The following is a 13,236-nucleotide window of genomic DNA, read 5'->3' on the forward strand; positions in this document are numbered from 1 at the left end:
CCGGCTTTTACGCCATTAAACCATCGGACTTGAGACCCGCAAGGGTCTCGTCCAAGGACTTCACAGCCCGCTCGAACAACATATCAATGTCGTCTTTGGTCATGATCAGCGGCGGCGAGATGATCATCGTATCGCGCACGTGACGCATAATCACCCCATTGGCAAAACACCGCTCGCGGCAGCGCAAACCAACCGTGCCTGCATCCGCCTTGAACGGTGCCCGTGTGGCTTTGTTCGGTGTCAGTTCCAAGGCCGCCATCATACCAATGATCCGCGCTTCGCCCACCAGCGGATGATTGCCCAACTCGGCCCATTTTTGCGCCAGATACGGCCCTGCCACATCGCGCGCATGATCGATAATCCCGTCCTCGTCCAACAGACGCAGGTTTTCCAGCGCCACGGCGCAGGCCACGGGATGACCCGAATAGGTATAGCCGTGGGCAAATTCGTCAGAATTTATAACTTCGGCAATCGGATCACTAATCACGGAACCACCGATGGGCTGATAGCCGCTCGACAGACCTTTGGCGATGGTCATGATGTCAGGGCGAATACCCAAAGTTTGTGATCCAAACCAGTTGCCCGTGCGCCCAAAGCCGCAAATAACCTCATCCGCGATCAGCAGAATCTCATGTTCGTCGCAAATACGTTGGATTTCAGGCCAATAGGTTTCTGGCGGAATGATCACCGCACCGGCCCCCTGAATAGGTTCTGCGATAAAGGCCGCAACATTGCCTTCGCCCAGACGTTCAATCTCGGCCTCCAACTGGCGGGCCCGCTCCAGACCAAATTCGGCAGGGTCCATATCGCCGCCTTCGCTGTACCAATAAGGCTGGTCAATATGGGTGATGTCAGGGATCGGCATGCCCCCCTGCGCGTGCATCCCGGCCATACCACCCAATGACCCACTTCCCATGGACGATCCGTGATAGGCATTCTTGCGGCTGATAATCACCTTTTTGTCCGGCTTGCCCATCAAGGCCCAATACTGGCGTACCAGACGGATATTCGTGTCATTTGCTTCGGACCCGGAACCAGCAAAAAACGTGTGGTTCAAATCCCCTGGTGCCAGTTCGGCAATCCGGGCCGCCAGCGCCACAACAGGCGGGTGAGTGGTTTGGAAAAACGTATTGTAAAACGGCAGTTGCAACATCTGCGCCGCCGCCACATCCGCCAGTTCCTTGCGTCCGTAACCAAGATTCACGCACCACAGTCCGGCCATTGCATCAAGGATTTCCACCCCTTCGCTGTCTGTCAACATAACGCCATTGGCCCGCGTGATAACACGCGCGCCTTTTTCATTCAGCTCTGCCCCATTGGTAAAAGGATGCATGTGATGAGCCGCATCCAATCGCTGCAAATCTGCTGTCGGCAAATGGTTATCAATCCGCTTCATCATAGGCTCCTAAGTGGGGTTATTTGCCAGACGTTAGCCTGCCTCTTTGAAAGCCGTCAATCGCATTCGGCAAAATCCGCCCAGCCTTCTTCTTTCCCGAAAATATCCCCGCCGGAGGCCCCGACATAGTACCATGCAACTGACGGTCAGATGGTTAATATTTTATCGCCAAAGCCGCAGGCGTCTTTTCGCGGCGTGACAAAACCCATTCCCGATAGGAAATAAAGCTCACCGCGCTGATGATGATGCCACCGCCTAAAAGCACCCAGAAATCCACCGCCTCGCCAAACATAACAAGGCCTAAAATCGTCGCCCAGATCAGCTGCAAAAACGTCACCGGTTGGGTCACCGCCAAAGGCGCTGCGTGGATGGCTTTGGTCATGGTAAAATGCCCTGTCGTGGCTAAAACACCCACCGTTGCCAGCCACATGATTTCTGTCAGGCTCGGCGTGATCCAGACCGCATAGGCGAAGGGCGCAATCCCGATGGTGACAAAAATGCTAAGCATTCCAACAACAAGCGATGGATTCGCCCGCGCCGTCAGCCGTTTGGCCACCAAATAAGACACCGCAAACAGCGGGGCTGCCATGACTTGTGCCAATTGCCCGTTGCTGATTTCCTGAATGCCGGGACGCAGGATCACCATCGCCCCGATAAAGGCCGCAATAATCGCCGCAATCCGCCGTGCGGCCAGCTTTTCCCCCAGAAAAACCGCCGCCCCAATGGCGATATAAATCGGCGCAAGGTAACCGATGGCCGTCACCTCGGCGATCGGAATTCGCGCCATGGCATAGAACCACAGGATCACCCCCATTGCATGGCACAAGCCACGCAGGGCAAACACGCCGAACAGCCCGCCCGTTAACACTTGGGTCCATTTTGTTCCCATGAAAGGCAGGATAAACAACGTGCCAAAAGCATAGCGAATAAAGGCGGCTTCAGGCGCTGGCACATCCGAGCCAACATAGCGCACAATTCCGGTGACACCGACAAACAGGAACCCCGTCAAAAGCATCCAGCAAATGCCCACCCAAGGGCGGCCATAGTTGGGTTGCGACGGTTCGGAAGCCATTGAAAGTACCTGCAATATGAGTCGTCACACCCAAGCCGAGTTTCCCCGAAGGCGCAAGGCCACCCGCCCATTCTTGCGCGACGTTTTCCCGTTTTAACGCGTTTCCTGCCCGAAACTGGGAATCTGTACTCACCCCTGTTACCCCAACCCCTTAGTTATTCGGGCTTTGAAGCAAAGGGCCATGAATGATCGTTCAACGCAGGTGCCGTCAGCCGTGTTGATGGGATTTAAGGAAATCGCGCAGAAGGCGTGTGAAAACTTGCGGTTTCTCCACGCAGGGCAAATGCCCCGCCCCCCGAATGATTTCAAATTGCGATCCCGCAATCAGCTCAGCCGTTTCGCGCACCAAATCAGGCGGGGTCGCACCATCCCGATCCCCCACAACTGCCAAAGTCGGCAGGGTCAAACCAGAGGTGCTGGTCACCAGATCCGTATCCCGAATTGCGGCGGACACACGGGCGTAGCCCTGATCGCTGGTACGCACCAACATATTGCGCCACATGGCAAAATTGCCGTCGGCGTGAAAATCCGGCGCGAACCAGCGTTCCAGAATCGCATCCGCCATAGACCCGATCCCCGCAGATTTCACCTGTGCGATCCGGTCGTTCCACAAATCCTCGTTTCCGATCCGCGCCGCCGTATCCGCCAGAACCATCAGTCGCACCAGATCGGGGCGTTCCGCCGCCAGACCCTGCGCAATCAGGCCCCCGACCGACAGGCCAACAACAGCCGCGCCCTTTAGACCGAAGTGATCCATCAACACCGCAACATCGCCGACCAATTCGCCCATGGACCACCCGTTGTCAGGATCGTCCGAAAGGCCGTGCCCCCGTTTGTCATAGCGCAAAATCCGGTAGTCTTGCGCCAGATCAGCCACAACTGCATCCCAAATCCGAAAATCCGTACCCAGCGAGTTGGAAAAAACCAGCGCGGGGGCATCTGACGGCCCTTCGATTTGGCAATGCAACGCAGCGTCGTTCACCTTAACTATTCTGGAAACCATCTTACCCTGCCCTTTCGCTGGCTGTATTCGTTCGGTAACATCTCCCACAAAGACACGCTCAAGACAACATTCAAGGATACGCAGAATGACCAGCCTTTCAGACAAATCAGCTATCGTAACCGGAGGGGCATCCGGACTGGGGGCCGCAGTTGCAACCCATTTGGCCAGCCTCGGTGCTAAGGTCTGTCTTTTTGACATGAACGCGGATGCAGCGGTTGCGACGGCGGCTAAAATCGGCGCGACTTGGCAACAAGTTGATGTTTCAGATGCACAAAGTGTGGCCGAAGGTTTTGAAAAAGCCCGTGCTGTGCAGGGTCAGGAAAGCATTTTGGTAAATTGTGCGGGCATCGGGCCAGCCTCTAAAACCGTATCGCGTGGTGCGCCCCACGATCCCGCATTGTTTGCCAAAGTGATCGGCGTCAATTTGCTGGGATCATTTTATTGCGCATCTTATGCAGCGGCGGGCATGGTGGCTGCAGACCCAAGCGCGCCTGACGGCGAACGTGGCGTGATCATCAACACAGCATCGGTTGCAGCCTATGAAGGTCAGGTGGGTCAGGTCGCATACGCGGCATCCAAAGGCGGAATTGTAGGGATGACTTTGCCGATGGCGCGGGATTTGGCGGATAAAGGCGTACGTGTTGCAACAATCGCGCCCGGTCTGTTTAGAACACCGCTGCTCGAAGGATTACCGCAAGAAGTACAGGACAGTCTTGGCGCGCAGGTGCCTTTCCCCTCCCGTCTTGGCGATCCCAAAGAGTTCGCCGCATTGGCCGCCCATATTGTGGAGAACCCAATGTTGAATGGTGAGGTTATTCGTCTGGACGGCGCCATCCGTATGGCCCCGCGTTAAGACCGTATTCTCCTAATTTCTTTTGCCCTCTGGCGGTGATTATTGCAGGCGTTCTTCTGCAAGATACACCGCCAGATCGGAAAACACCTGCTGGCATTCTTCGGCCTTTTCCTCAAGCTTTTGCACTTTCAGGCGGTCCCCGTCTTTGCGGTATTGTTCTGCGAGTGCGAGGCTGGTCCAGCGTATTTCTACGATAGAATAGCACGTCGACCAGTCATCAGGCCCCGGCTGAGAGCCCTTAACGCGGAATGCTTCATCAAATATTTTTCTAAACGCCAAAATTTCGTCTTGTTTAGAATTAGTGGCCAAAAGCCCCCTCCAGATGAGTCTTAGACTTACGTCTATATAAGCTGAGAAAGTGGCCAATAAACGGCAAAATCGTAATATAATTGATTTTAATCATAGTTCTAAGCAGCACGCGGATCGAAAGTGACCCCACAACCCTAAGCTGCATAACTCATGCAGAACTTCCGTTTTCCGTATAAAACCAAGGGAATTCCGATCGGTTTTCACCGCTAAACCTTCCCCAAATTTTGATTTTTGCTCAGAAAGCTCCGGCAAATTGGCCTTGAATTAAAAGCTTCTCTTACACATGAGAAACAAATACTTACAAAATCCAATACCAATCAAGCGTAGAGGGGAGTGTTTCTGTGTCAACCCGAAGGTGTGGCGATCCCATCAGGACTCGAACCTGAAACCCCCTGCTTAGAAGGCAGGTGCTCTATCCAGTTGAGCTATGGGACCACTGAGGGCGTTTTGGCCAAAAAAGGCTGCCTTTGCAAGCCCCTCAATGGGTCCAGACGGCCCGCCGGTTTGTGGCAAAGTTGTCACCATACCCACCGCTTCGCAAATTTTGCTTGCGTTTATGGGGATCAGAAACAGTAAAAGGAATGCCGTTGGACGAAGCATAGTCCACAGCGGCTTCTTTGCTTTCAAACATAAGCCTGATCTGGCTGTTCATATCGCTTGAACTGGTCCAGCCCATCAAAGGGTCGATGCCACGGGCTTCTTCGGGGCTGAATTCCAGAACCCAAGTTTTGGTTTTTGCCTGACCAGAGGTCATCGCATTTCGTGCAGGTTGATAAATTCGTGCCAGCATTGGTTTCCTCAACTCTCCCATTTGGGCTGATCTAGCGCATAAATTGCACTGACAAAAGGTAGGATACGTAATTTTTTACATCTGTGAAAACATTATTCATGCGTATAATAACCTATTGGGGAAAAAAATCACTCAGAATTATTATTTAGGCAGAGTCACACAAAAAGCCGCCCCGCCCAGCGCCGAGGCCGCCACACTGACATCGCCACCGAGTCGCCTTACAATTTTACGTACCATCGCAAGGCCAACGCCATCAACTTTCACCCCCTCACTCGCTTCTCCGAGTGTGGCAAACAGGGTAAAAATACGATCCCGATGCTCCTCTGCGATACCAGGCCCATTGTCTTCAACCGAAATTTCCACAGACTTTTTGCTCTCGACCATCCTGATTTTCAGGTGAGGGTCGCGCGTTTTGCCATGTTTAACCGCATTTGAAATCAAGTTCCGTAAAACAATTGTCAATTTGGCTTTATCAACCCGTATTTTATCACCGCCTTCAATCGTGATTGCCAGCGTTGGCGGCGCATCAATTTCAACGATGGATCGGACCAAATTGCGTAGGTCCACGACCTCCTGTTCACCGGTCAGCGTACTGGTTCGCATCAACCCCAAAGTTTCTTCCACCATAGCATCCACGCGCAGAGTACGGTGTTTGATAAGCTCTAAATCCTCGAGACCGTCTTCGCTTAGATGCCCGTCATTTTGCAAACTGTCTTGCAACACCTCCTCCACCAAGAAAGCGATTTGTTTCAATGGGGAGCGGATGTCGTGGGTCGCAATTCGGGCCATATCTTCTAGGTCATCAGCGTAGTTATGTGCTGCAATCAATTCGCGCCCGCGACTGCGTCTGTCCGCAAACAAAACAATAAAGGCCGATGCGATCGAAATCGCAAAAGCGGCCAGCAGCAGGTTAATGGCAATCAAATAGGTGGCATTCCGACGAGATTGCTCCGCTGCGCGCAGTGCCAGAACATCCTGCGCCGCCGTGGCAACCGTTTCTATTTCGTTAAAGGCATTTCGGTCATCAATACGCACCATTGAATCGATTTTTTGCGGCGCAAAACCCGCTTTATGCAGGCGTTCGACATTGTCGATTGCAGCCCCGTACAGTTGAACAACCTCTTCCATCGCAGAAAAACCACCGTCTAAATCCAGTTGTCGGACCAAATCCGACAGGCGATCTAGCCCGATGAGAATTTGGTTGACGTTTTCCCGTGCAGCATCCCGGTAAAGCGTTTCATCCGGACGCAGCAGATAGTTTTTGAAATTGTGAATCAACCCGCCGTAGCCAAGCTCCCGCTCTAGGCCAAGAACATTTGTTGCCAATTCTGAGGTTACCTGCTGATCATTGCGCGGTGCGGCGCGATCATTGGCGATCACCAAAGTCATAGCCACAGCGGCCGCCAAAGCACTGATGACGCTTAATCCAACGCCCAGCAGATTCCGGTTCCCGAATTTCATTCCCATGCCCCAACTTACGTTCAAGGGAACCCTATGATGAAAACCTTACGTAAAGGTTTCGACGGCTCAAAAGGTCAGCCAAAGCGTGCTGCCACTGTCAACTTGTAAAATTTTGGGGGAATTGTGGCTACCGACCGCGCGCATGGGAGCGAGGGGTGGGTGGGTGAAATGCACCCGGTCAGTAGCCGGTCTTGTTGCTTGCAAAGGCATCCAAACATTTTTGAATCTCAATTGCAATTACAATATCCCATAAAGTTGTCTTTCACGAAATATTCACAACTCATGATTGCATGAATTTCTACCATTTACTGCTCGACACTGGGATCTTCTCTTTGTGGATCAGCATGTTGCCAACCCGTGTCCACTATTCGAATTGAAAGTAAACAAAGCCTTAACAGCTAAACAATCTGCCGAAATATTTTCCCTGTTGTGACAGGTTTTGTCAGCAGGACGCGCAGAACACCCCCCTATTGTGGCAGGCAGACGGAAAATCAGCTACGCAAGCCTTGAAGACGCAGAAAAGACGGTCATTTACTACCCTCAAAGGATTCGCCATGACCCAAACCGCCAGTTCACTTGCCACCGCACCGCCCGCCAATCGTGCTAAAATGGAAGGCGGGCGTAGAATCGTAATGCACACAGAGTTCTCTCCGGCAGGGGACCAACCCACCGCGATTCGCGAGTTGGTGGGCGGCGTGCGGGAAGGCGAAAGAGATCAGGTTTTGCTGGGTGCAACAGGCACCGGCAAGACGTTCACCATGGCCAAAGTCATTGAAGAAACTCAACGCCCTGCGATCATTTTGGCGCCAAACAAGACCCTCGCGGCCCAATTATACGGAGAATTTAAATCCTTTTTTCCAGATAATGCCGTGGAATATTTTGTCAGCTTCTATGATTACTATCAGCCAGAGGCCTATGTCGCCCGATCTGATACCTATATTGAAAAAGAAAGCCAGATTAACGAACAAATCGACCGGATGCGCCACTCGGCCACCCGCGCGTTGATGGAGCGGGACGATGTGATCATCGTGGCGTCTGTGTCTTGTATTTACGGTATCGGTTCGGTGGAAACCTATACTGCGATGACGCTGGATTTGATGACTGGCAGCGAATACGACCAGCGCGGTGTCATGGCCGATCTGGTGGCGCAGCAGTATAAACGCAACGATAATTCCTTTACGCGCGGCTCTTTCAGGGTGCGCGGCGACAGTCTGGAAATCTGGCCAGCCCACCTAGAAGATCGCGGTTGGCGGCTGTCATTTTTTGGCGAAGAGCTGGAAAGCATCGTTGAATTTGATACGCTAACTGGGGAAAAGCACGCCAACCTCGACAAGGTGCGCGTCTATGCCAACAGCCACTATGTGACCCCGCGCCCGACTTTGAATCAGGCCATCAAAAAAATCAAAGAGGAACTGGTCATCCGCCTGAAACAATTGGGGGATGAGGGAAAGTTGCTGGAAGCTCAACGGCTTGAACAGCGCACAAATTTCGATCTGGAAATGTTGGAAGCCACCGGCGTCTGCAACGGCATCGAAAACTATTCCCGTTACCTGACGGGCCGCGCACCGGGCGAACCGCCTCCGACCCTGTTTGAATACATCCCCGACAATGCCATTGTTTTTGCAGATGAATCCCATGTTTCCGTGCCCCAGATCGGTGGCATGTACAAAGGGGATTATCGGCGGAAATTCACTTTGGCCGAGCATGGCTTTCGACTGCCATCCTGCATGGACAACCGCCCCTTGAAGTTCGAAGAATGGGACGCCATGCGCCCTCAATCGGTGTTTGTTTCGGCGACTCCGCAAAAATGGGAGCTGGAACAATCGGGCGGCGTTTTTGCCGAACAGATCATCCGTCCCACAGGGCTGCTGGACCCGCCTGTGGAAATCCGCCCCGTGGAAACCCAAGTGGACGACCTGTTAGATGAGGTGCGCAAAGTTGCCCTTGAAGGCGGGCGCGTTCTGGTCACCACATTAACCAAACGCATGTCTGAAGATCTGACCGAATATATGCATGAACAAGGTATCCGCGTGCGCTACATGCACTCGGATATTGATACGCTGGAACGGATCGAAATCCTGCGCGACCTGCGACTTGGCACCTTTGACGTGCTGATCGGGATTAACCTTTTGCGCGAAGGTCTGGATATTCCTGAATGTCGGTTGGTGGCGATTCTGGATGCCGATAAAGAGGGGTTTCTGCGTTCTGAAACCTCGCTTGTGCAGACCATCGGGCGGGCTGCACGTAATGCTGATGGCCGCGTTATCATGTACGCCGATCGCATCACGGGTTCCATGGAACGGGCAATCGGGGAAACCAACCGACGCCGCGAAAAGCAGCATGCCTATAATCTGGAACACGGCATCACCCCTGCAACGGTGAAAAAGAACGTCGAAGACGTGCTGTCCGGCCTTTACAAAGGCGACACTGATATGTCGCGCGTGACGGCCAAAGTTGACAAACCCATGTTCGGCTCCAACCTTCAAACCCATCTTGAAGGGCTCCGCAAAGATATGTTGAAAGCCGCAGAAAATCTTGAATTTGAAGAGGCAGCCCGCCTGCGCGACGAGGTGAAACGCCTTGAAGCGGTGGAACTGGCCGTCTCTGACGACCCGCTTGCTCGCCAATCTGCCGTGCAAGCCGCATCCGAGGCTGCGCAAAAATCCACAGGTCGTTCAACCGCGGGCAAAGCGGGCATGCGTATGTACAAAGGCAAAAGCCAAAAACGGAAATTCTAACAATACCCCCGCCCTTTTTGGGGGCGGGAGTAGATACTTGGTTAATCCTAACTGGTTAAATCGTGTCGTCGCAGCGCACTGTGACGCGCAGTTTCCCCTTCACCTCGTCAGACCAGTTAATATCGAAACTGGTGTTCCCTGATCCGGTCCCTCCTTCAAAATACGGCTGCGTGTAGACTTTAACATTAGAACTGTTACGGATCGGCCCATCTGGCACCAACCCGGTCACAAATCGCGCTTTTGAGTCAAACGGCATGTGCTGATCCAGATTGGTGCGCCAGTTGTTAGACACGCTACTCCGCTCAATCCCCACAGTTGCAGGGTTCATGAAGGGAGAATCCACATTGTTAAACGTATTCCCTTCAATTGTAATATTGCGGAATTTATCGGGATTTAGGTTCGCCACCGATGTATCCACCATCTCCACCCGCTGCAAAGAGGGCCCGTTAAAGGCTTTGAACACATTGCCACTGATGTTCAGCCCGTTGATAAAATGCCCCGTCCCATGGGGTTTAAGCGAAATAAACCGGAACCAGGCCGCAGTGCCCGAAGCGGTGAAATGGTTGCCGGTGATGGTCAGCCCGCCAAAGGAAAACCCGCTGGTGATACTGGGCGTGGCATCATGTTCGTTGGTCCAGTCGATAAAAGCATTGTCCACATAATTGCCAACAATGGTCATCTTGGGATGGTTGTTTGTAATCACAATCCCCGCAGATCGGATATTTCCCCCTGTTGCGTCATCCTGAAAAAAGTGATTACCCGAAATAATCCCTCCTGATCCCCCGATGATTGCCCAATGCAAGAACCGCAGCGCACGATTGTGGCGCAGCTTTAGGTCATTGCTATTACAGTTAAACCCAATGGTTTCACGGGCGGACACCGCCAGCGGCTGTTCATTTGAAAGCCATTGATTACGGTCCAACATCATGCCCGCACACCCCGCCCCCGCCGAGGTTAGACCTCTGTCTTTTGGCGAAGTGAAAAAACAATCCTTCACATGAAAAATCAACCCCGTATCCGCCAACATGATCCCGCTTGCACGGCCGTTGCAGGCGAATTCCATGTTTTCCAGCGTAAACCGTGCAAGATTGGAAAAGCCCGAAAAATCCAGCAGATACTGGAACCGCGTGAACGTATAACTTTGATTTGCAGGCGCGCCCCACAAAGGGCTGGACAATGTGATCACCCCCGTACTGGTATTCACACTGCGCACATAAATTTCCCGCCCAACGCCAGTGCCCGTGACCAAAGACCCGGGCTTTACGCCACCAGGATTTGAAACGCCCGTCAGTTTGTTGGGTTCATCTGAATCATAACTGGCAGAGCGGGTTACCGAACTGACATCCCATTCAGAACTGGAAGACGCCGAAATTCGCCCGTTCCGGATCACCCGCCGCGTAGAATATGACGTTTTATTGCCAACCGCCGCCTGCACATCAATCGGCCCACTAATATCTACAGACCGTCCCTTAAGATCCAGTGAATCGTGGTCGGTAAAATTGAACAACGCCTGTACAGCCTTTTTAAAGGCCAATTCTTCATCCCCAAACGCCGTAAAATATGTTGGAAAGTCAAAGTTCTGCAACAGTTGGAACAAGGCTGAATCCGGCATGCTGACCGTGCCTTGAAACCGGATTTCAGACGCAATGGTGATCGACCCGTTCAGCCAAAAATCCCCCTCTGGCACCAGAACCGTCCGCCCGTTGGCCGCAGCATCGGCAGCCTCGAAGGCGGCAACATTATTGGTCACACCATCCGCCACAGCACCATAATCTTTCACATCCACCACATCGAGCATGGAACGGGTGTAAATGCTGCTAACATCCTCAATGATAATGTCGTCAATGCGAACAACGCCGTCGTTCACCCCCGTCAGATCAATGCCGAAATGGCCAAAGGTGGCGTCCTGCCCCCAGACCATATCCACCCCGCCCCGCGTGCCTGACCCGACAATGGCCGTAACCTCGATCACTTCGCCGTAAGTTTCCAACGCCCGCGACGATCCGGTTTCCACCACCCCAGACAAATGCCCCCCGCCCGATTTGCCAGCCCAAGCCGCAATGCGCACCGATGGCAGTGGCCCGCTTACCGCCTTAATCCGCGCTCGAATTTGCCAGTAACACCCCGGCTGCATTGGCGTATTTCCCGTATACCGCAGCTTTTGTGTGCCAGATGTTTTCGTCAATTCCAGACAGCCGCCAAAATCCGCATCAGCCGCAATAAGCGTCGCATTGCCAGCGCCATCATAGGTGTCCGACCCGGGTGTGCCGTCCTCACTGGACCAGACATCCAACCCGAATTCAAAGGCAGGCGGCATCAGTTGCAAACCATCGGTAAGAGCCTTGTTCATGAAAATTCCTTTCAAATCCATCAGGCACACAGGCCCGCCATCGCCGCTTTCCTTGTGAAAACGACGCAAAATGCTAAGGCGGCTGAAACCAACCGCGCTTGGATGAGAGGTAACAACAGAAGGCTAACGCAGCCTGACAGGCCCGCCCTCTAAGGGCGTCATCTACGCAACACTGGATCTAAAGCGCGGTGATCAAGCCCCGACACCGGGGGATTGTTCAATGCTAACGCCGCTGATCTGCCAATCCCCATTCACTTGGATCATGGAATAGCGGGCGACAAAATATTGCCCCTGCAAATCGCGGATCAACACATTTTGCTGCATCGTGCCGGCTTCTTCGCGAAGCCCTTGAAACACCACCTCGGCGGGGTGATGCACCATAGGATAGCTTTGGCGCACCATTTGCCCGAACCGGTCAGATGTCTGAAAAATCTCTTTGATATTGGGGGCGGCAAAGGTAAAGGCCGTTGCAAAATCATCTTTCATAAACGATTGGATCTGGCTTGAAATCACGGATTTGATTTCGTCTTGCTGCGCCTCAATCGGCGCGGCGGCCAGAAAAATGGCGGCACTTGTGGCTAAAATTCGCATCATCAAACTCCCCTTTGATAGGCTTAAACTAGATCAACCGCGCAGCGCGTCAAACCGCCCCCCGCAGGCTTTATCTCTGCCGCGCCAGAGGATACATCTGTGCAACCTAATATAAAGTGCAGCACACATCATGCCAATTGATCCGATCCGCCCCACCGATGCCGAAGCAATAAGCCTCGCCAAGTCCCTGATCACAACCGCTTCATTCGGTGCGCTCGGCGTGCTTCATCCCGAAACACAAACGCCATTGGTCACCCGCATCGCCGTCGGAACAGACCTGACTGGCACGCCTCTCACGCTGATTTCAGACCTTTCCGCCCATACAAAAGCGCTGCGAAACACACCCGTCTGCGGCTTGTTGTTGGGCGAACCGGGGCCAAAAGGCGATCCGCTAACCCACCCGCGCCTGTCGATACAAGCCACGGCAAGTTTCCTGAGCCGGGATGACCCCGACTTCCCAAAAACCCGCGCGGTTTATCTAAAATCCCACCCGAAATCGAAACTCTACATCGACTTCGCCGACTTCCACTTTGTCAAACTTACCATCACATCGGCCGCCCTGAACGGTGGCTTTGGCAAAGCTTACACCCTAACCGCCCAAGACCTCGCCTAACCCGCGCCGCCTTGCTTTTTCTTTCGATAAATATCCAAATCCCAAGCCTGCAACACAGCC

General features: G+C 53.2%; 11 protein-coding genes and 1 tRNA gene. 3 read left to right on the forward strand and 9 right to left on the reverse strand.

Annotated features, from left to right (window positions below; translation table 11 throughout):
* Nucleotides 1-7: 7 nt before the first annotated feature.
* The 3 genes from GGE09_RS14570 to pcaD form a co-directional block, all read right to left on the reverse strand.
* Nucleotides 8-1,396 (reverse strand): aspartate aminotransferase family protein, encoded by a 1,389-nt coding sequence (locus tag GGE09_RS14570; protein WP_309746884.1) that lies wholly within the window; start codon nt 1,394-1,396, stop codon nt 8-10.
* Between the two features lie 154 nt (nt 1,397-1,550).
* Nucleotides 1,551-2,468, reverse strand: coding sequence for a DMT family transporter (locus GGE09_RS14575; RefSeq protein ID WP_309746885.1), 918 nt, complete (start codon nt 2,466-2,468; stop codon nt 1,551-1,553).
* A gap of 208 nt (nt 2,469-2,676) precedes the next feature.
* Nucleotides 2,677-3,471 (reverse strand): 3-oxoadipate enol-lactonase, encoded by a 795-nt coding sequence (gene pcaD / locus GGE09_RS14580; RefSeq protein WP_309746886.1) that lies wholly within the window; start codon nt 3,469-3,471, stop codon nt 2,677-2,679.
* Nucleotides 3,472-3,556: 85 nt separating this feature from the next.
* Between pcaD and GGE09_RS14585 the strand changes: the two genes are divergently transcribed.
* Nucleotides 3,557-4,324, forward strand: a complete 768-nt coding sequence (locus GGE09_RS14585; RefSeq protein ID WP_309746887.1) for an SDR family NAD(P)-dependent oxidoreductase — start codon at nt 3,557-3,559, stop codon at nt 4,322-4,324.
* Between the two features lie 39 nt (nt 4,325-4,363).
* Here GGE09_RS14585 and GGE09_RS14590 read toward each other — a convergent pair whose 3' ends face one another.
* The 4 genes from GGE09_RS14590 to GGE09_RS14605 form a co-directional block, all read right to left on the reverse strand.
* Nucleotides 4,364-4,633 carry a hypothetical protein gene (locus GGE09_RS14590; RefSeq protein ID WP_309746888.1) on the reverse strand — a complete coding sequence of 90 codons (270 nt, stop codon included), beginning with the start codon at nt 4,631-4,633 and terminating at the stop codon, nt 4,364-4,366.
* Between the two features lie 358 nt (nt 4,634-4,991).
* Nucleotides 4,992-5,068, reverse strand: a tRNA-Arg gene (locus GGE09_RS14595).
* A gap of 43 nt (nt 5,069-5,111) precedes the next feature.
* The gene (locus tag GGE09_RS14600; protein WP_309746889.1) at nt 5,112-5,423 is read right to left on the reverse strand and encodes an ETC complex I subunit; all 312 of its coding nucleotides are present in this window, start codon (nt 5,421-5,423) and stop codon (nt 5,112-5,114) included.
* Nucleotides 5,424-5,564: 141 nt separating this feature from the next.
* The gene (locus GGE09_RS14605; RefSeq protein WP_309746890.1) at nt 5,565-6,884 is read right to left on the reverse strand and encodes a HAMP domain-containing sensor histidine kinase; all 1,320 of its coding nucleotides are present in this window, start codon (nt 6,882-6,884) and stop codon (nt 5,565-5,567) included.
* 554 nt (nt 6,885-7,438) lie between these two features.
* Between GGE09_RS14605 and uvrB the strand changes: the two genes are divergently transcribed.
* Nucleotides 7,439-9,622 carry an excinuclease ABC subunit UvrB gene (gene uvrB / locus GGE09_RS14610; RefSeq protein ID WP_309746891.1) on the forward strand — a complete coding sequence of 728 codons (2,184 nt, stop codon included), beginning with the start codon at nt 7,439-7,441 and terminating at the stop codon, nt 9,620-9,622.
* 55 nt (nt 9,623-9,677) lie between these two features.
* On the opposite strand, the gene GGE09_RS14615 is transcribed toward uvrB, so the two are convergent.
* A complete protein-coding gene (locus GGE09_RS14615) occupies nt 9,678-11,972 on the reverse strand; it encodes a glycosyl hydrolase family 28-related protein (protein WP_309746892.1) in 2,295 nt (764 codons plus the stop codon).
* Nucleotides 11,973-12,164: 192 nt separating this feature from the next.
* Nucleotides 12,165-12,566 carry a DUF4864 domain-containing protein gene (locus GGE09_RS14620; protein WP_309746893.1) on the reverse strand — a complete coding sequence of 134 codons (402 nt, stop codon included), beginning with the start codon at nt 12,564-12,566 and terminating at the stop codon, nt 12,165-12,167.
* A 127-nt stretch (nt 12,567-12,693) separates the two neighbouring features.
* Between GGE09_RS14620 and GGE09_RS14625 the strand changes: the two genes are divergently transcribed.
* Complete coding sequence (locus tag GGE09_RS14625; RefSeq protein ID WP_309746894.1) at nt 12,694-13,176, forward strand: pyridoxamine 5'-phosphate oxidase family protein; 483 nt, start codon at nt 12,694-12,696, stop codon at nt 13,174-13,176.
* The last annotated feature ends 60 nt before the right edge of the window (nt 13,177-13,236 follow it).

The sequence above is a fragment of the Roseobacter sp. N2S genome, assembly GCF_031454055.1.
Classification (GTDB): domain Bacteria; phylum Pseudomonadota; class Alphaproteobacteria; order Rhodobacterales; family Rhodobacteraceae; genus Amylibacter.

What these genes read in the sequence shown, in the direction of transcription:
- GGE09_RS14570 (WP_309746884.1), bottom strand. Translation starts at nt 1,396, where the DNA reads ATGAAGCGGATTGATAACCATTTGCCGACAGCAGATTTGCAGCGATTG.
- GGE09_RS14575 (WP_309746885.1), bottom strand. Translation starts at nt 2,468, where the DNA reads ATGGCTTCCGAACCGTCGCAACCCAACTATGGCCGCCCTTGGGTGGGC.
- pcaD (WP_309746886.1), bottom strand. Translation starts at nt 3,471, where the DNA reads ATGGTTTCCAGAATAGTTAAGGTGAACGACGCTGCGTTGCATTGCCAA.
- GGE09_RS14585 (WP_309746887.1), top strand. Translation starts at nt 3,557, where the DNA reads ATGACCAGCCTTTCAGACAAATCAGCTATCGTAACCGGAGGGGCATCC.
- GGE09_RS14600 (WP_309746889.1), bottom strand. Translation starts at nt 5,423, where the DNA reads ATGCTGGCACGAATTTATCAACCTGCACGAAATGCGATGACCTCTGGT.
- GGE09_RS14605 (WP_309746890.1), bottom strand. Translation starts at nt 6,884, where the DNA reads ATGAAATTCGGGAACCGGAATCTGCTGGGCGTTGGATTAAGCGTCATC.
- uvrB (WP_309746891.1), top strand. Translation starts at nt 7,439, where the DNA reads ATGACCCAAACCGCCAGTTCACTTGCCACCGCACCGCCCGCCAATCGT.
- GGE09_RS14615 (WP_309746892.1), bottom strand. Translation starts at nt 11,972, where the DNA reads ATGAACAAGGCTCTTACCGATGGTTTGCAACTGATGCCGCCTGCCTTT.
- GGE09_RS14620 (WP_309746893.1), bottom strand. Translation starts at nt 12,566, where the DNA reads ATGATGCGAATTTTAGCCACAAGTGCCGCCATTTTTCTGGCCGCCGCG.
- GGE09_RS14625 (WP_309746894.1), top strand. Translation starts at nt 12,694, where the DNA reads ATGCCAATTGATCCGATCCGCCCCACCGATGCCGAAGCAATAAGCCTC.